Origin of the sequence: Nocardioides luteus (assembly GCF_014648595.1) — a bacterium.
Taxonomy (GTDB): domain Bacteria; phylum Actinomycetota; class Actinomycetes; order Propionibacteriales; family Nocardioidaceae; genus Nocardioides; species Nocardioides luteus.
Genome location: NZ_BMRK01000003.1, coordinates 110,994 through 128,259, shown reverse-complemented (window position 1 = coordinate 128,259; position 17,266 = coordinate 110,994). Strand labels below are relative to the sequence as shown.

The 17,266-nt window shown below is 71.4% G+C and carries 15 protein-coding genes; 9 read left to right on the top strand and 6 right to left on the bottom strand.

All coding sequences use genetic code 11. The annotated features are described in order from the left end of the window. Positions 1-234 precede the first annotated feature (234 nt). The gene (locus tag IEY81_RS05080; RefSeq protein WP_189117376.1) at positions 235-654 is read right to left on the bottom strand and encodes a MarR family winged helix-turn-helix transcriptional regulator; all 420 of its coding nucleotides are present in this window, start codon (positions 652-654) and stop codon (positions 235-237) included. An 85-nt stretch (positions 655-739) separates the two neighbouring features. On the opposite strand from IEY81_RS05080, the gene IEY81_RS05075 reads away from it, so the two are divergent. From IEY81_RS05075 to IEY81_RS05055, 5 genes are read left to right on the top strand one after another with little or no spacing between them, the layout of a single operon-like run. After that, the gene (locus IEY81_RS05075; RefSeq protein WP_189117375.1) at positions 740-1,525 is read left to right on the top strand and encodes a crotonase/enoyl-CoA hydratase family protein; all 786 of its coding nucleotides are present in this window, start codon (positions 740-742) and stop codon (positions 1,523-1,525) included. Next, positions 1,522-3,537, top strand: a complete 2,016-nt coding sequence (locus IEY81_RS05070) for an acetoacetate--CoA ligase (protein WP_229787365.1) — start codon at positions 1,522-1,524, stop codon at positions 3,535-3,537. Before IEY81_RS05075 ends, IEY81_RS05070 begins: the two co-directional genes overlap by 4 nt. Next, complete coding sequence (locus tag IEY81_RS05065; protein ID WP_189117374.1) at positions 3,534-4,490, top strand: 3-hydroxyacyl-CoA dehydrogenase NAD-binding domain-containing protein; 957 nt, start codon at positions 3,534-3,536, stop codon at positions 4,488-4,490. The genes IEY81_RS05070 and IEY81_RS05065 overlap by 4 nt, the downstream gene beginning before the upstream one ends. Before the next feature lie 25 nt (positions 4,491-4,515). Continuing rightward, positions 4,516-6,051, top strand: a complete 1,536-nt coding sequence (locus IEY81_RS05060; protein ID WP_189117373.1) for an acyl-CoA synthetase — start codon at positions 4,516-4,518, stop codon at positions 6,049-6,051. A gap of 2 nt (positions 6,052-6,053) precedes the next feature. Next, positions 6,054-6,938, top strand: coding sequence for an amidohydrolase family protein (locus IEY81_RS05055; RefSeq protein WP_373292219.1), 885 nt, complete (start codon positions 6,054-6,056; stop codon positions 6,936-6,938). 80 nt (positions 6,939-7,018) lie between these two features. Here the strand turns inward: IEY81_RS05055 and IEY81_RS05050 are convergent, their stop codons facing one another. Genes IEY81_RS05050 through IEY81_RS05030 form a run of 5 tightly spaced genes read right to left on the bottom strand, consistent with a single transcriptional unit; the run spans position 7,019 to position 13,172 of the window. After that, the gene (locus IEY81_RS05050) at positions 7,019-8,386 is read right to left on the bottom strand and encodes an alpha/beta hydrolase (RefSeq protein ID WP_229787364.1); all 1,368 of its coding nucleotides are present in this window, start codon (positions 8,384-8,386) and stop codon (positions 7,019-7,021) included. Beyond that, positions 8,386-9,615 (bottom strand): MFS transporter, encoded by a 1,230-nt coding sequence (locus tag IEY81_RS05045; protein WP_189117370.1) that lies wholly within the window; start codon positions 9,613-9,615, stop codon positions 8,386-8,388. The genes IEY81_RS05050 and IEY81_RS05045 overlap by 1 nt, the downstream gene beginning before the upstream one ends. 4 nt (positions 9,616-9,619) lie before the next feature. After that, on the bottom strand, positions 9,620-10,864 hold the full coding sequence (locus IEY81_RS05040; RefSeq protein WP_189117369.1) for a 2-hydroxyacyl-CoA dehydratase family protein: 1,245 nt from the start codon (positions 10,862-10,864) through the stop codon (positions 9,620-9,622). After that, positions 10,861-11,937 (bottom strand): 2-hydroxyacyl-CoA dehydratase family protein, encoded by a 1,077-nt coding sequence (locus IEY81_RS05035; protein ID WP_189117368.1) that lies wholly within the window; start codon positions 11,935-11,937, stop codon positions 10,861-10,863. Before IEY81_RS05035 ends, IEY81_RS05040 begins: the two co-directional genes overlap by 4 nt. Further along, a complete protein-coding gene (locus IEY81_RS05030) occupies positions 11,934-13,172 on the bottom strand; it encodes a CaiB/BaiF CoA transferase family protein (RefSeq protein ID WP_189117367.1) in 1,239 nt (412 codons plus the stop codon). Before IEY81_RS05030 ends, IEY81_RS05035 begins: the two co-directional genes overlap by 4 nt. A 297-nt stretch (positions 13,173-13,469) precedes the next feature. Here IEY81_RS05030 and IEY81_RS05025 point away from each other — a divergent pair, with 297 nt between their 5' ends. From IEY81_RS05025 to IEY81_RS05010, 4 genes are read left to right on the top strand one after another with little or no spacing between them, the layout of a single operon-like run. Beyond that, the gene (locus IEY81_RS05025) at positions 13,470-14,372 is read left to right on the top strand and encodes a transporter substrate-binding domain-containing protein (RefSeq protein WP_189117366.1); all 903 of its coding nucleotides are present in this window, start codon (positions 13,470-13,472) and stop codon (positions 14,370-14,372) included. Further along, the gene (locus IEY81_RS05020) at positions 14,372-15,289 is read left to right on the top strand and encodes an amino acid ABC transporter permease (RefSeq protein WP_189117365.1); all 918 of its coding nucleotides are present in this window, start codon (positions 14,372-14,374) and stop codon (positions 15,287-15,289) included. Before IEY81_RS05025 ends, IEY81_RS05020 begins: the two co-directional genes overlap by 1 nt. Further along, positions 15,286-16,128 (top strand): amino acid ABC transporter ATP-binding protein, encoded by an 843-nt coding sequence (locus IEY81_RS05015; RefSeq protein ID WP_189117364.1) that lies wholly within the window; start codon positions 15,286-15,288, stop codon positions 16,126-16,128. Before IEY81_RS05020 ends, IEY81_RS05015 begins: the two co-directional genes overlap by 4 nt. Continuing rightward, the gene (locus tag IEY81_RS05010) at positions 16,125-17,249 is read left to right on the top strand and encodes a CapA family protein (protein ID WP_189117363.1); all 1,125 of its coding nucleotides are present in this window, start codon (positions 16,125-16,127) and stop codon (positions 17,247-17,249) included. The genes IEY81_RS05015 and IEY81_RS05010 overlap by 4 nt, the downstream gene beginning before the upstream one ends. Positions 17,250-17,266 lie beyond the last annotated feature (17 nt).

Below are 17,266 nucleotides of genomic sequence, written 5' to 3'. Positions count from 1 at the left end.
GTCCAAGCCCTCCGCGAGTCGGCGCATCTGCCCCGGTTTGGAGCGTTGAGTCGGCGCATCTGCCCCGGCTCAGAGCGCTGAGTCGGCGCATCTGCCCCAGTGTCGACGCGATGTGGGGCAGTTGCGCCGACTCGACGTGTTCTGGTGAGGCAGTTGCGCCGACTCGGCGTGTTTTTCTGGGGCAGTTGCGCCGACTCGGGGTGTTCTGGTGGGGCAGTTGCGCCGAGTCGGCGGTCAGGACAGGGCGCGGCGGGCGGTGTCCAGCAACGTACGGAAGACGTCCCGGTCCTCGGGGCCGAGGTCGGCGAGCATCTGCTCCTCGAGCTCCTCGACGCGCGGGTCGTAGGTGTCGAGGAAGGCGCGGCCCTCGGGGGTGAGGCTGATCAGCATCCGGCGGCGGTTGTCGGGGTCGGTGCGGCGCTCGATGAGGCCGCGGCGCTCGAGGGCGCCGATGAGGTCGGCGGCCGACTGGGCGCGTACGAACGAGGCGCGGGCGAGGTCGGCGGCGCTCATCGTGGGGCGCCGCTCGAGCACCGAGAGCGCCGTGTACTGCAGGGCGGTGACCCCTGATTCCTTCAGTACGGCGTCCAGGCGTGCTCGCGTGGCGAGCTCGAGCTGTTTGACGACGTAGAGCAGCAGGGGTGCGTCGGTCATGCGGTCATTCAAGCATCGCGAGCGCTTGCGAGCGGGGCAGATGTCTGAGATTATCAGGATTCCTGTCAATCATGAGGAGTTCATCATGCTCGGAACCCCCCTGCCCGATGCCCTGCGGGCAGAGCGCATCGACGACGTCGCGGTGCTGACCCTCGCCCGTCCCGCGAAGCGGAACGCGCTCAGCGACGAGGCGGTGCTCGGGATCGAGCGGTTCTTCGACGGCCTCGAGCCGGACGTACGCGCGGTCGTGATCGACGCGGACGGCGACCACTTCAGCGCCGGGCTCGACCTGGCCGAGATGACCGAGCGCGACACCCTCGCCGGGGTGACCCACTCGCGGATGTGGCACCGGGTCTTCGAGAAGATCGAGCTCGGACCGGTGCCGGTGGTCGCGGCGCTGAAGGGAGCCGTGGTCGGCGGCGGTCTGGAGCTGGCCGCCGCCGCGCACATCCGGGTCGCGGAGGAGTCCACCTTCTACGCCCTGCCCGAGGGGCAGCGCGGCCTCTTCGTCGGCGGCGGCGCCTCGGTGCGCGTCCCGCGGCTCATCGGGGTCTCCCGGATGGCCGACATGATGCTGACCGGCCGCCGCTACGACGCGCAGGAGGGGCTGGCGCTCGGCCTGAGCCAGTACGCCGTGGCCGACGGCACCGGCCGCAAGGCCGCCCTCGAGCTCGCCGGCCGGATCGCGCAAAACGCGCCGCAGACCAACTTCGCCGTGGTGCAGGCGCTGCCGCGCATCGCCGAGGCCAACCCCCGCGACGGCTTCCTGATGGAGTCGCTGATGGCCGCGATCGCCCAGGGCACCGACGACGCCAAGGGGCGGATGCGGGACTTCCTCGACGGCCGCGCGAAGAAGGTGACCGACGAGTGAGCACCACCTGGCAGACCCCGGAGATCGACCAGGGCGACGTCGTCTGGACCCCGCCCGCCGACGTCCTCTCCACCTCCCGGGTCGGCGAGCTCCTGGCCTGGCTCGGCCGCGAGCGCGGCCTGGAGATGACCACCCACGAGGAGCTGTGGCACTGGTCGGTGAGCGACCTCGACGGCTTCTGGTCGGCGGTGTGGGAGTTCTTCGGGGTGCGGTCGCACGCTGCGTACGACACCGTCCTCGCCTCCCGCGAGATGCCCGGCACGCGCTGGTTCCCAGGCGCGACCCTCAACTACGCCGAGCACGCGGTCGGCACCGACGAGGACCTCGACCGGGTCGCCGTGATCGGTCGCTCGCAGACCCGCGACGACCTCGAGCTGACCTTCGCCGACCTGCGCGACCAGGTGGCCCGCACCCGCGCCGCCCTCCAGAAGCTGGGCGTACGCCGCGGCGACCGCGTCGCCGGCTACCTCCCCAACATCCCCGAGGCCCTGATCGCCTACCTCGCCACCGCCAGCCTGGGAGCGACCTGGGCGAGCTGCGCCAGCGAGTTCGGGCCGCGCAGCGTGATCGACCGCTTCGCCCAGATCGAGCCGGTCGTGCTGCTGGTCGCGGGCGGCTACCGTTACGGCACCAAGGACATCGACCGGCGGGCCCAGGTGGCCGAGATCCGCGCCGAGCTGCCCTCGGTACGCCACATGGTCGACGTCGAGTACGGCGACCACCGGGTCGACGACGCGCTCTCGTGGACCACCCTGCTGGCCCAGGACGACGAGGCCGAGCTCGCCTTCGAGCCGGTGCCGTTCGACCACCCGCTGGTGGTGCTCTTCTCCTCCGGCACCACCGGCCGGCCGAAGGCGATCGTCCACGGCCACGGCGGCATCCTCCTCGAGCACCTCAAGAACCACGCGCTGTCGTGGGACATGGGACCCGAGGACCGGATGCTCTGGTTCTCCACGACCGCCTGGATGATGTGGAACGCGCTGGTCTCCTCGCTCCTGGTGCGCTCCTCGATCGTCATGGTCGACGGCAACCCGATGCACCCCGACATCGCCTGGCAGTGGCGGCTCGCGGCCGAGACCGGTGCCACGATCATGGGCGCCAGCCCTGGCTTCGTGATGGCCTGCCGCAAGGAGGGGATCGACCTCCGAGACGCCGGTGACCTGCGGGTTCGCGTCCTCGGCTCGGCCGGGGCGCCGCTCCCGCCGGAGGGCTACGCCTGGCTGCGCGACCAGCTCCCGGGCGCGCAGATCAACGTCGGCAGCGGCGGCACCGACGTCTGCTCCGGCATCGTGCAGAACAACCCGCTGCTCCCGGTCTACGCCGGCGAGATCTCCGGTCGCTGCCTCGGCGTGGACGCGCACGCCTTCGACGAGTCGGGCAACCCGGTGACCGGCGAGCTCGGCGAGCTGGTCATCACCTCGCCGATGCCCTCGATGCCGGTCGGCTTCTGGGGCGACGAGGACGGCTCCCGCTACCGCAGCGCCTACTTCGACCACTATCCCGGCGTCTGGCGCCACGGCGACTGGATCCTCTTCCACGACAACGGCAGCTGCCACGTCGCCGGCCGTTCCGACGCGACCCTCAACCGCGGTGGCGTACGCCTCGGCACCGCCGAGTTCTACCGCGTCGCCGAGGAGGTGGACGGTGTCGCCGACTCGCTGGTCGTCCATCTCGAGGACCCCGACGGCGGCAACGGCGAGCTGCTGCTCTTCGTCGTCACCGACGAGGGCACCCACCTCGACGACCAGTTGCGGTCCCGCCTGACCGGCGCGCTGCGCTCGGCGCTCTCCCCACGACACGTCCCCGACCGGGTGATCGAGGTGCCGGCGGTGCCGCGCAACCTCACCGGCAAGAAGCTCGAGCTGCCGGCCAAGCGGATCCTGCAGGGCGTACGTCCCGAGGACGTCGCCAGCAAGGACGCGCTCGCCGACCCGGCAGCCCTGGACCCGTTCGTCGCGCTGGCCCACTCGCGCGCGGCGGACGGCACCACCACCACGAGGAGCAGGTCATGAGGAGCGGTGAGGACGTCCGTACGCTCGGCGTCGTCGGCACCGGCGCGATCGGCGTCAGCTGGGTGGCCCTCGGGCTCGAGCACGGGCTCGACGTCGTCGCCTGGGACCCGGCCGAGGGCGCCGAGGAGCGGCTGCGCGCGCAGGTCGCCCCGCTGGTCGAGCCGGGAGGCCGCCTGCGGCCGAGCGTGTCGAGACCGACACAGTCCTCCGGAGCGCTTCGCTTCGCCGAGAGCCTCGACGAGCTCGGCACCACCGCCGACCTGGTGCTCGAGAGCGGCCCGGAGCGGCTGGAGGTCAAGCGCGAGATCTTCGCCGCGCTCGACGCCGCAGCCGCCCCCGACGTACTGCTCACCAGCAGCTCCTCGGGCCTGATGCCGAGCACGTTCCAGGACGCCTGCACCCGACACCCCGAGCGGGTTCTGGTCGCCCACCCGTTCAACCCGCCGCAGCTGATGCCGCTGGTCGAGGTCGTCGGTGGCTCGGCGACGTCGCCGGAGGCCGTCGAGGCGGCCCTGGAGACCCTGCGCCACCTCGGCAAACGGCCGATCCACATCCGCCGCGAGGTGCCCGGCCACGTGGCCAACCGGCTCCAGGCGGCGCTGTGGCGCGAGGCCTACCACCTCGTCGACGAGGGCATCGTCTCCGTCGCCGACATCGACACCGCCATCTCCGACGGCCCGGGGCTGCGCTGGTCGCTGCTCGGCCCGTTCGCGACCCAGCACCTCTCCGGCGGACCGGGCGGCCTCGGGCACGTGCTCGAGCACCTCGGCCCGCCCATGGTCGAGTGGTGGGACGACCTGGGCCACCCCGAGCTCACCCCCGAGCTGACCGAGAGACTGGTCGAGGGGGTCGGCGACGAGCTCGACGGGACCCCCGCCGAGGAGCTGGTCGCCCGCCGTGACCAGGCGCTGCGGCGGCTGCTGGAGATCAAGACCGACCTCGGGCTCGGCTGAGCCCGCGAGACGAACGAGGATCGACATGTTGGACAGCGGGATCGGATCGTGGCCCGCCCGCCGGGCCCGGATGACGCCCGGAGCGCGGGCGTTCGTGCAGGACGAGTCGGTGGTGACGTACGCCGAGGTCGACCGCCTCGTCGAGGCGCTCGCCCACGGGCTGCGTGCGCGCGGCGTCACCGCCGGTGACCGGGTCGCCTTCCTCGGTCTGAACTCCATCGAGCTCGCGGTGACCCTCTTCGCCGCCGCGCGGCTGGGCGCGATCTTCCTGCCGCTCAACACCCGGCTGGCGCCGCCCGAGCTCGCCTGGATCCTGACCGATGCCGAGCCGGCGCTGCTGATCCACTCCGACGCCTTCGACGAGGCGGTCTCCGCGGAGTCGGTCGAGGCCGTCGACCTGCCCCGTCACCGCTTCACCGAGGCCGGCGGCCACGGGCTCGACGCGCTGGCCGGCGAGACGGCGCGGGAGGACCGGCCCGACCGGATCGACGTCGAGGTGGGCCTCGACGACGTCTTCATGATCCAGTACACCTCCGGCACCAGCGGCCGCCCCAAGGGCGTGATGCTCACCCACGGCAACATCGCCTGGAACGCCTTCAACCTCCTCGTCGACGTCGACGTCCGCTCCGACGAGATCGCCCTGGTCACCGCCCCGCTGTTCCACACCGCCGCGCTCAACCAGGTGCTGCTGCCGACTTTCCTCAAGGGCGGCACCTCGCTCATCGCGGCCCGGTTCGATCCCGCGAAGGCGATCGCGACCATCGAACGGGAGCGGGTGACGCTCCTCTTCGGCGTCACCTCGATGTACCAGGCGCTCGCCCAGGAGCCGTCCTGGAAGACCGCCGACCTCGACAGCCTCCGCTCGGCGCTCAGCGGCGGCGCCCCGATCCCGCGCACCCTCCTCGACACCTGGCAGAGCCGCGGCCTGCACATCATCCAGGGCTACGGCCTCACCGAGGCCTCGCCGGGGACCACCATGCTGCGCGCGGGCGACGGCCTCGACAAGCTCGGTTCCGCCGGCACCCCCTGCTTCTTCACCGACGTACGCGTCGTCGCCCCCGACGGCGACGAGGCGACCTCCGGCCAGCCGGGTGAGGTGCACGTCAGCGGCCCCAACGTGACCCCCGGCTACTGGCACGACGCCGCGTCGACGGACGCTGCCTTCGACGGCCCCTGGCTGCGTACCGGGGATGTCGCGGTGGCCGACGACGACGGCTTCCTCTACATCGTCGACCGGGTCAAGGACATGTTCATCTCGGGCGGGGAGAACGTCTTCCCGGCCGAGGTCGAGCAGGCGATCTACACCCATCCCGACGTCGTCGAGGCCGCCGTCATCGGTGTCCCGGACGAGCGCTGGGGCGAGGTCGGCCGAGCCGTGGTCGTACGCCGCCCCGACTCCGCCATCCACCCCGATGACCTGCTGAAACATCTCGACGGACGGCTCGCCCGCTACAAGATCCCCAAAGCGGTCGTCTTCGTCGACGAGATCCCCCACAACGCCTCCGGGAAGCTGTCGAAGTCCCGGGTGCGCGAGCTCTACGGCACCCCGGAAGGATCATGAGAATGCACTACGAGCCGCGCATCGACGTCGATGCGATCACCGCTCTCGACATGCACGTCCACGTGGAGAAGGACGGCCACGGCTGCCTGTCGCTGTCGGACGACCTGATGGACGCCTCCGCGGCGTACTTCCGCTCCTCCGACAACCGCACGCCCACGGTCGCCGACCTGGCCGAGCGCTACCGGGCCAAGCAGATGGCGGCGGTGGTGTTCACGGTCGACGCCGGCACCGCCACCGGCCACCCGCCGCTGTCGAGCGTGGAGATCGCCGAGCAGTGCGCCGAGCACGCCGACGTGCTGATCCCGTTCGGCTCCGTCGACCCCCACCGTGGTGCCGATGCGATCGCGCAGGCCCGGACGCTGGTCGAGGACCACGGTGTCCGGGGCTTCAAGTTCCACCCGAGCCTGCAGGCGTTCTCCCCGGACGACCAAGCCTTCTACCCGCTGTGGGAGGCCCTGGAGGGGCTCGGCGTGCCGGCGCTGTTCCACACCGGCCAGAACGGCATCGGCGCCGGTCTCCCGGGCGGTCGCGGGATCAAGCTGCGCTACTCCCAGCCGCTGCTGCTCGACGACGTCGCCGCCGACTTCCCCGGCCTCACGGTCATCCTGGCGCACCCGTCGGTGCCGTGGCAGGCGGAGGCGATCTCGATGGCCACCCACAAGGCCAACGTCTTCATCGACCTCTCCGGCTGGTCGCCCAAGTACTTCCCGGCCGAGCTCGTACGCGCCGCCGGTGGCATGCTCAAGCGCAAGGTGCTCTTCGGCAGCGACTACCCGCTCATCGCCCCCGAGCGCTGGATCTCCGACTTCGAGGGGCTCGGGCTCAAGCCGGAGGTGCTGCCCGGGATCCTCAAGGAGAACGCGATCGGTCTCCTCGGGCTGCGCTGACCGCGAGCCGACAGCCTCTCCCGAACCCCCACCCAACGGCCCCGGCCGGTCATCGCGACCGGCCGGGGCCGACTGGTCTCTCAGCCCCAGCTGGGGGAGTAGGGCCGGTTGAAGGCGTCGGGCCGGAAGGGGATGAACCTGGTCGGGCCGAGGTCGAGCGACTTCGCGACCTGGTTCATCCGAGGCGGCGTCTCCCGACCGTGCCAGCCGCCGGTGTCGAGCCGGTGGAGCAGCAGGTGGGCGGCCGCGACGCGCTCGGCGTCGGAGAAGCCGCAGTGGGTGGGTGCCTCGACGTACGTCTGACGCAGCAGGTGGGAGTTGCCGGCGCGGTCGACCTCGTCCTGGTACTCGCTCTGCTGCGCGACCGTCGAGATCTGGTCGCCGATGTTGCTCATCGTCACGACCGGCACGCTGATCCGGCCGTCGAACTCCGTACCGAGCTCGAACTGCTTCACCGCGTCGGGGTCGGCGCTGATCCGCGGCGCGCGGTCGACGGTCGCGACGTCGTCCTCGAGCGACAGCCCGGCCTCGCGGTAGAGCCGGTCGACCACGTGGCGGGCGGCGGGGGAGGCGGTGGCGAGCTGCTCGGCGTAGTCGACCCCGGTGTTCCACGAGGGGTTGCCGCCGAGGAGGGTCTCGAAGGTCCGGCGGCTGCTCATCGCCTGGCCGATGTAGGGGAGCGAGTCGGCAGCGAGGGCGCCGTACCAGCCCCGCTGGTAGGCGTCGGTGTCCCGCGGCGTCGGCCGTGGTGCCGACTCCGACCACGCCGGCAGCTGGCCGATCGTCGCGGCCAGTGCGATCCGGGCACGGCCCTCGGGGGTCTCCTGGGCCTCGGCGAGGCGCTGCTGCCACGCGGCGACCGACCCCGGGACGTCCTCGGGGATGCCGACGACGGGCAGGGCGCCGGCCGGATCGAGGAGCGTGGAGAGGACGAAGACCGTGTCGAGCTTCTGGTTCCACTGCGACACGGTGCCGGACAGGCCACCGCACATCGAGACCACGCCGTCGATCGCGTCCGGATGATGCTGCGCGACCCCGGCGGCGACGAACCCGCCCATCGAGCTGCCCATCGTGATCCTCCGGTCGGCCTCGCCGGCGGTCTCCTCGAACCGGTCCAGCGCCTCCACCTGGTTGGCGATGGCGGCCGGGATGTTCCAGCCCGTCACGGTGCGGGTCGTCCCGCCGTACGCCGCACCCTCGTCGACCAGGCGCTGGGCGGTCGGCGACGGCTCGGCCGAGCCGGCGAAGTCCATGTCGACGAAGACGGTGCCGTTCCAGTCGTCCGGGACGAGGAACCGGTAGGGCGTCGAGTCGGCCAGGTGTCCGCTGATCACGGTGTCCTCCGTCGCTCCCGTCGCAGGGCTGCTGGTCATCATCAGTGCCGACGCCATCATCACCGCCGCAGCGGCTGCGGCGATCGCAGCTCTCGGTCGTGCTCTGAGGTTCATCACAACTCACTTTCCTGGTCGGTCGTGCATCGCGGCGGTCGGTCGCCACGTCGGAGGGGCCGGAGGGCGACGACGATCGCGCAGGTCACCGCGACCGCGGCGCCCACCAGCAGGGACATCCGGGCAGAGGAGCGGTCGATGACCCAGCCGCTGATCAGGCCCCCGAACGGGGCCATCCCGACGTTGCCGAGCAGCATCAGCGCCATCACCCGACCGACGGCGCCCGGCGGTGCCGCCGCCTGTGCGGCGGCGTTGATGACCGCGGTGTAGAAGCCGAAGCCGAGGCCGAGCACCGGCGCGAGCAGGAGGAAGAGGGGGAGGGTGCCGGGCAGGGCGCTGGTGAGCAGGGTCGTCCCCAGCAGCGCGCAGCCCGTCGCGAGCGCGCCCGTCGACACCCGAGGCAGCGCGGTGGCGACCAGGCCGCCGGCCACCGCGCCGACCGCGTTGAGCGCGTGGTTGAGCCCGACGCTCGTCGCCGAGCCGTGGAAGGTCAGCGAGACCATCGAGGTGAGGACGATGTTCAGGTTGAGCGCCAGCAGCGCGATCGCCGCGTTGACGGCCAGGAGGAGCCTCAGCGACCCGTCGCGGAGCAGCCCGCCGAGCCCACCGCGAACGAGGTCCGGGCCGTGGCCGACGCGGTCCTCACGGGGCCTGACGAAGAGCAGCAGCACGAAGACGAGCACGAAGGACGCCGCGTTCGCCAGCAGGCACACCACCGGACCGGCCGCCTGGAACAGCAGCCCGGCCAGCCCGGGCCCGATCGACCGGCCGGCGGCCACCGCGATCGTGCTCAGCGAGACCGCACGGCCGAGGCGCTCCGTGCTCACCAGCGACCGGATGATCGCCTGCGCGGCGACCCGTTCGAAGGCGTTCACCGCGCCCAGGCAGGCGACCAGCACGTAGACCACGGCGAGGCCGGCGTTCTCGGTCGCGACAGCGGCGGCGAGCAGGAAGACCACGACCGCGGAGAGCGCCGCCCCGACCAGCAGTACCGTCCGCGAGCTGACCCGGTCGACGATGCGGCCGGCGTGGATGCTGAGCAGCAGGATCGGCAGGAACTGCGCGAAGGTCACCCCGCCCAGCGCCTGCGCGCTGCCGGTCGCCTCGAGCACCACCAGCGACAGCGCGAGGTTCTGGAACCAGGTGCCGACGTTGGTGACCACCTGACCGACGAAATAACGGAGGAACCCCGGGTGGGCGAGCGGCGACAGGATCCCGTCGTACGTCATCGGGTCAGCCCCGGGCCGGCACCCGATCGCGCAGGAAGTCGGCGATCCGCTCGGGGATGCGAGCCGCGTCGGTCGAGCGCGAGTCGGCGTTGTTCGCCCGGATCTCCAGGACGGGGATGCCCTCGGCCTCCAGTGCCTCGGAGATGAAGCCGCCGCCAGGGGTGTCGTCGGCGACGAGGTGGACGACGCCGTCGACGCCGTGGGTGCGGGCCTCCTTGACGTACCACTCCGCCGACCACGGCGGGACGTAGAGCAGGTCGGTCAGGCCGACGAAGCGGGCGGCCAGCGCGCGGAGCGGATCAGGGCCATAGCGGACGTAGCCGTCGGCGGCGATCGCCAGGTACATCGACCAGACGAACACCGCGCCGAACTCCTCCTGGAACCGCTGGTAGAGGTCGAGGTCGGACCAGAGGCCGCGGCCGATCCACATCAGCCGGCGCCGCTCGCCGGGGCAGACCGCGACACCGTCCTCGATGCGCTGGGCCACCTCGTCGTGGAGCCGGTGGGCGGCGTCGACCGCCCACTGCGTGCCGCGGTGCCACTGCGGCACCATCACCGCCGGGATGGTGTCGTTGACCAGCACCGGAGCCGGCCGTGCCTGCGCGAGCAGCTCACGCGTACGCCGGTTCCACTCGGCCTGCTCGTTGGCCAGCCGCATGATCTCGACGAAGCGGTCCTCGTCGAAGCGACGGCCGGTGCGCTCCTCCAGCCAGCCGATGAGCTCCTCGATCTCCCCCTGCAGCAGATCGAGGCGGTCGGTGCCGAACGCCGTCTCCCACTCGCGCGGCACCAGCTCCCACCAGCGCGGCGGCACCGGGTCGGCACCCGTCCGGGAGAGCTGGTACGTCTCGGTGCCGGGCCTGCGACCCCACTGCTCGAAGATCTTGTGGGTGACGTCGCCATGGCTGTCGGCGATCGCGAACGCCGGGTCGGGCAGGCCGCCCCACGGCTGCTCCTCGACGGGCAGGTCCTGCGCGCCGAGCGGCATCGCGTCGTACTGCAGGCTGTGGTCGGGCAGGCCCGCCTCCGCGACCTTGCGCATGCTGGCCGGGCCGAGCCGCTTGGCGGCGATGATCGACGCCCACCACTGGTTGACCACGTAGGGCACGTCGAACGCGCGCAGCACCTCGTGGGGTGCGTCGGCGTTGACGAGCGCGATCGGGTCGCCGGCCCGGGCACGGCGCGCGGTCTCGGCGAACCACGCCTTCTGGTGCTGCGTCGCGGCGCGCGCCGCGTCGAGGCGGCTCATGCGTCGGCTCCGGCCGTGGCGAGCAGCTCCCGGAGATCGGCCAGGCTCTCCCGCGCGGCGGTCGCGGCCGCGTCACCGGAAGGGATGCGGGTGCGTGCGACCAGCGCGATGTCGTGGTCACGCAGCGCCTGCCGCTGTCGGGGCAGGTCCCAGACCGGGGCGTCGTCGTGCTCACGCACCAGGGCGATCGCTGCTCGCGCGCGGGTGTGGGTGGCGCGTCGCAGGGTGTGTCCGGCCCGGGCTTCGGCCAGCCCGCCGGTCGCTGCTGCCGGCCGGGCGAGATGAGCGTCGGTGAGGGCGTCGGTCACCTCGTCGATGCTCGAGCCGTCGGCGGCCACGCCGAGCCAGGCGCCGTCGCCGGTGTCGTGGTCCTCGCCGACGACGACCACGTCGCCCGTGGCCTCCAGGGCGCGGTAGATCTCAGCGTCGGGATGGTTGCTGCCGGTCAGGTGCACGCGCGTCGCGCCGGGCGCCGTGGCGCCGCCGGCACCGGCCACAGCGGAAACCGCCACCTCGGGCGGCTCCGTCGCGGCCAGAAGGTAGGCCGTGAGGGCCTCCGTGCCGGTGCAGTCGCCCGCGCGCCGGCGCTCCCGCATCGCCTCGAGCGCACGACCGAGCTCGCGCTCCTGCTCGGCCGCGCGGCGCAGCGACGTCAGGTCGGTACGGTTGCCGGTGACCTGCGCGCAGAAGTCGAGCAGGCGAGCGTACTGCCTGCTCACGAAGCATCGCGCCGGCGCGTTCGCGCTCACCCGCGGGACGTCGACGAGATGGACGGGGAACGGCACCCGGCCCCGCTGGGCGAGGATGCGCAGGACGTAGAAGATCCGGAGGTTCGCCTGCGAGTCGTGGCAGACCACCAGCCCGGAGAGGTCGTCGTGGCGGCCGGCCAGCAGGTCGTCGAGAACCCGGCCGGCGGCTGCGTCGACGGTGCCGAGGAGCTCGGCGGCCTCGGGGGTGACCGGCTCGTGCCAGGAGCCGAGCAGACGGCGGGGGACGGCTCCGGCGGCGAACACGAGCTGTCGTGGGACGTCGTCGCCGATGATGCCGATCCGGGGCGCGTCGGCGTCGCTCACAGGACACCGGCCTCTCGCAGCTTCTCGACCCGGTCCGGGTCATAGCCGAGCAGGTCGCCGAGCACGCTGTCCGTGTGCTCGCCCAGGCCCGGCGCCGGGGCGCTGATGTCGATCTGGCTGCGGGAGAAGACCATCGGCACGCCGCTGCCGTAGAGCCCGTCGTGGTGCCCGAACTTCGGGTGGACCAGCGGGGTCACCTCGCCCCGGCCGGTGACGAGCTCGTCGCGTACGGCCGCGGCGGTGTCGCGCACAGGCGCGACCGGCACCGAGCTGGCCTCCAGTGCCGCGATCGCCGACTCCAGGCTCCGCTCGGCGGCCCAGTCGCCGATCATCCGGTGCAGCAGGTCGGCGTTGTCGACCCGGGCGTCCCGGGTGGCGAAGAGGTCGGTGTCGGCCAGCTCGGCCTTGCCGATCGCGGTGAGGGCCCCGCGGGCGAAGGCGTCGGTGGGCGCGCAGATGGCGAACCAGCCGTCCTGGGCGCGGAAGGTGCCGAACGGGGCCAGGCGCGGCACGAACGATCCGGTACGCAGCGGGAACCCGACCGACTCCAGGGCATCGAACGGCTCGCAGGCGACCAGCGAGGTGAGGCTGCCGAGCATGGAGACGTCGACGTGCTGCCCCTTGCCCGTGCGCTCGGCATCGAGGACGGCCGAGAGCGTTCCGATGACGGCGAACAGCGGGGCGACCAGGTCGCCGATCGGCAGGCCGAAGCGTACGGGCGCGTCGCCCGGCTCGCCCGCGGTCATCATCACGCCGCTGAGCGCCTGGATGATCGTGTCCATGGCCTTGCCGTCGCCGGGCACGCCCTGGGCACCGAAGCCGCTGATCGAGGTGTAGACGATGCGGTCGTTGACCGCGCTGGCGGCGGCGTAGTCGATGCCGAGGCGCTCGGTGACGCCCGCGCTGTAGTTCTCGACGACGATGTCGGCGTTGCGGACCAGGTCGAAGAAGACCTGCTTGCTCTCCGGCTGCTTGAGGTTGAGCGTGACGCTCTCCTTGCCGCGCCCGCGAGAGAGCATCGACACCGACATGTCGTCCGGCGAGGTGCGGCGCAGGCGCAGCCCCTCGGCGGTGAGGTAGGGGGAGTTGTTGCGCGAGGAGTCGCCGCCACGCGTCGGGTTCTCGACCTTGATCACCCGCGCGCCCAGACCGGCGAGCAGCAGTGTCGCGTAGGGGCCGGCAAGCGCGGTCGTCAGATCGATGACGGTCTTACCGGACAGGGGTCCCGAACTCATGTCATACCTCGGCTTCTCGTGGGTCCCGAGCAGCGGCGGGCGGGTCTGCGTCGTCGGCGTCGCTGAATCCCGTCGCTCTGTTATCAAGCAACTTGATATCACAGGAATCCTGATGATCACAAGAGTCGTCGTCCCAGGCCTCATTCCTCGCTTGAGCAGCGCCGTAGATAAATTTCTTGAGATGTATTGACAGGATCCCTGTCAGATGCTGATATCAAGTCTTATGAGAAGTGTCGTGGGTCACACGGACCGGGCGACGCGACCGGACCCCCACCGAAACTGGAGTGCACCATGCAGATGAGGACGACTGTCTCGCTCGTCTCGATCGCCCTTGCCGGAGTTCTTCTCACGGCCTGCGCGGACAGCGCGGCCGAGGAGCCCGGCGCGGCCTCGGGCGAGGTGGACACCAGCGCTCCGCTCTACGACTCCCTCCCGAAGGACGTCAAGGACGCCGAGGAGCTCGTGGTCGTGGGCGACGCGCACCCGCCCTACCGCACCGTCGAGTCCGACGGCGAGGTCACCGGCATCGACCCGGACATGTGGGCCGTGCTGGGCGCAGAGCTCGGCGTTCCGGTCCGGATGGAGGTCTCCCAGTCGATGCCCAGCATGCTGACCGGCATGCAGTCGGGCCGCTGGCAGGCCTGGAACGGGCCGGTGCAGGCCAACCCGGAGCGCGAGAAGGCGTTTGACGCCATCACCTGGCTGCAGACCCGGACCTCGTACGTCTTCCCCGAGGGCTCCGAGGTGAAGGAGGGCGAGGGCGCGCCGTGCGGGAAGAGCATCGCGATCGTCGGCGGCAGCATCACCGAGAGCGAGGTCGACAAGCTCAACAAGTGGTGCGCGGAGCAGGGGGAGCCGGCCAACAAGCGGTCCGACTACGCCGACACCAACGCCACGCTGCTCGCGGTGAAGAGCGGTCGGGCCGACCTGGCGGGCATGACCGAGACGGCCGCGCTGGACGTCACCGGCGCCGACGACAGCTACGGCTACGTCACCCAGACCGACGAGCAGGGCTCGGGTGTGAGCCTGCTGGCCCTCCTGACGCCCAAGGACAGCGGGCTCGGGAAGACGCTCTACCAGGCGTTCCAGAACATCTTCGAGAACGGCGAGTACGAGAAGGTGCTGAAGAAGTGGGGCCTGGAGCCGGTCGCGGTCGAGGAGCCGCTGATCAACCCGACCACGAAGCGTGAGCCTGCCTGATGGCCGTCGACACAGCACTCGCCAATCCGACGACGGCCCGCCCCGACGCGGCCATCGCCCGGCCGAGGTTCCGGCCGGGCCGGCTCGCGGCGGTCGTGGTCCTGGTGGCGGCCACCGTCCTGGTCCTGGTCTGGGCGGCGACCAACCCCCGCTTCGAGTGGGGCGTCGTCGGAGACCTGATGTTCGACCCGTCCGTGATGGCCGGGCTCGGGATGACGCTCCTGCTCACCGTCGTGTGCATGGCGCTCGGCACCGCCCTCGGCACCGCCGCGGCCGCCGGCCAGCTCAGCGACTTCGGGCCGGTGCGGTGGTCCTGCCAGATCTACGTCGGTCTGCTCCGCGGCGTACCTCCGCTCGTGCAGCTGATCTTCTGGTTCAACCTGGCCTACCTGGTGCCGCGTCTCTCGATCGGGCTGCCCGGCGCCGACCCGGTCGCCTCCTGGTCGGTCAACGAGCTGATCACGCCGCTGACTGCCGCGATCATCGGGCTCAGCCTGCACGAGAGCGCCTACATGGCCGAGATCATCCGCGCCGGGATCATGTCGGTCGACAGCGGCCAGCGCGACGCCGCCCGGGCGATGGGCTACTCGCGACACCAGACCTTCTGGAAGATCGTCGTGCCCCAGGCGATGCGGGTGATCGTGCCGCCGTCGGGCAGCCAGTTCATCGCGCTGCTCAAGGGCACCTCCCTGGTCAGCGTGATCACGCTGACCGACCTGCTCTACTCCGTCCAGATCATCTACGGCCGCACCTACCAGGTCGTACCTCTGCTCCTGGTCGCGGTGATCTGGTACCTGATCGTCGTGACGCTGCTGACCCTCGTGCAGCGCCGGATCGAGCGGCGGCTCGGCCGCGGCTACGACCGGACGACGTCCGCGCGAGTCCGCGCTCGTTCCCTGGAAGGTGATCCCGCATGACACAGGCCGCGACACAGGCCTCGACACCGGCACCGGCCGAGCCGGTCGTCCGGGTCGAGGGGCTCCGCAAGCGCTACGGCGACAAGCTGGCGCTCGACGGCGTCGACCTCGAGGTGCACGAGCAGGAGGTCGTCGCCGTCCTCGGGCCGTCCGGGTCGGGCAAGTCGACCCTGGTGCGGTGCATCCACCAGCTCGAGACGATCGAGGGTGGCGCGATCCACCTCGACGGCGAGCTGCTCGGCTACGAGGCCCACCGCGGTGGCTATCGCACCCTGAGCGAGAATCGGGTCTGCGTGCAGCGCCGGCGGATGGGCATGGTCTTCCAGCAGTTCAACCTGTTCCCGCACTGGACGGTGCTGAAGAACATCGCCGAGCCTGCGATGTCCGTCCACGGGCAGAGCCGGCGGCAGGCGGAGGAGCGTGCCCGCGACCTCCTCGACCGGGTCGGGCTGGCCGACAAGGCCGACGTCCATCCGCGTCATCTCTCCGGCGGGCAGCAGCAGCGGGTGGCGATCGCGCGAGCCGTCGCGACCCGGCCCCGGGTCGTGCTCTTCGACGAGCCGACCAGCGCGCTCGACCCCGAGCTCGTCGGGGAGGTGCTCAAGGTGATGAAGGATCTCGCCGAGACCGGCATGACGATGGTCGTGGTCACCCACGAGATGGAGTTCGCCCGCGACGTCGCGACCCGCTGCGTCTTCATGGCCGACGGCAAGGTCGTCGAGGAGGCCCCCTCGGACCAGTTCTTCTCCGCTCCGCGCAGCGAGCGCCTCCGCTCGTTCCTGTCCCGCTACTCCGGCGAGCGCCGCTCGCCGACCGATCTCGAGAAGGTGTCCTCATGACCGTACGTATCGCCGCGGTGGGCGACATCGTGCTGCAGCAGCCCGAGGCCGGGAAGCTCTTCGGGCCCAGCACCGAGGTGATCCGGGCGGCCGACGTCGCCATCGGCCAGATCGAGGTGCCTCACACGACCTCCACCGAGACGGCCGGCATCACGGTCCCCTCGCCACCGGCGGAGCCCGAGATGCTGCAGTCCATGGCGGAGGCCGGCTTCACCGTCGGCACCACCGCCGGCAACCACGCCTTCGACCTCGGCACCAAGGGGGTCCTCGACACGATCGAGGCGGCCGCTGCGTACGGGATCTCGACGACGGGCACGGGGCTGAACCTCGCCGCCGCCTCCACCCCGGTCGTGACCAGCGTCCGCGGTCGGACGGTCGGCGTGCTCAGCTACAACTGCGTGGGTCCGCGCGAGTCGTGGGCGACGAGCCTCAAGGCCGGCGCCGCGTACGTCAAGGTGATCACCCACTACGAGCTCGACGACGCCAACCCGGGCAACCCGCCCACCGTCTACACCTTCTGCGACCGGTCCTCGCTGAGGGCGATGACCGACCAGGTCGCGGCCCTGGCGGACCAGGTGGACGTCGTGGTGGTGGCGCTCCACAAGGGGATCGGGCACACCCCGGCGGCGATCGCCGACTACGAATACGAGGTCTCCCGGGCGGCCGTCGACGCCGGTGCCGACATGGTCGTCGGTCATCACGCGCACATCATGCGCGGCATCGAGGTCTACCGCGGCGCGCCGATCTTCCATGGGCTCGGCAACTTCGTGACCGTCACCGACGCGCTGACGCCGGATGCCGACAACGACTCCGAGGAGCTGAAGGCCTGGGCGCTGCGGCGCCGGGAGCTCTACGGCTTCGAGCCGGACCCGGCTATGCCGGGCTACCCGTTCCATCCGGAGAGCCGCAACACGGCGATCGCGGTGATCGACGTGGACGACGAGGGCCGGGTGCGTCCGTCGTTCGTCCCTTGCTGGATCGACGGGGAGGCGCGGCCGGTGCCCCTGAGGCGGGGCGAGCGCGATTCCGTGGTCGAATACATCGAGCGCATCTCCCGGGCTGCCGGGCTGTCGACGACGTTCCGCTGGCTCGACAGCGGGGATGCGGTTGCCGTGTCCTGATGGTCGCGCTCGCGCTC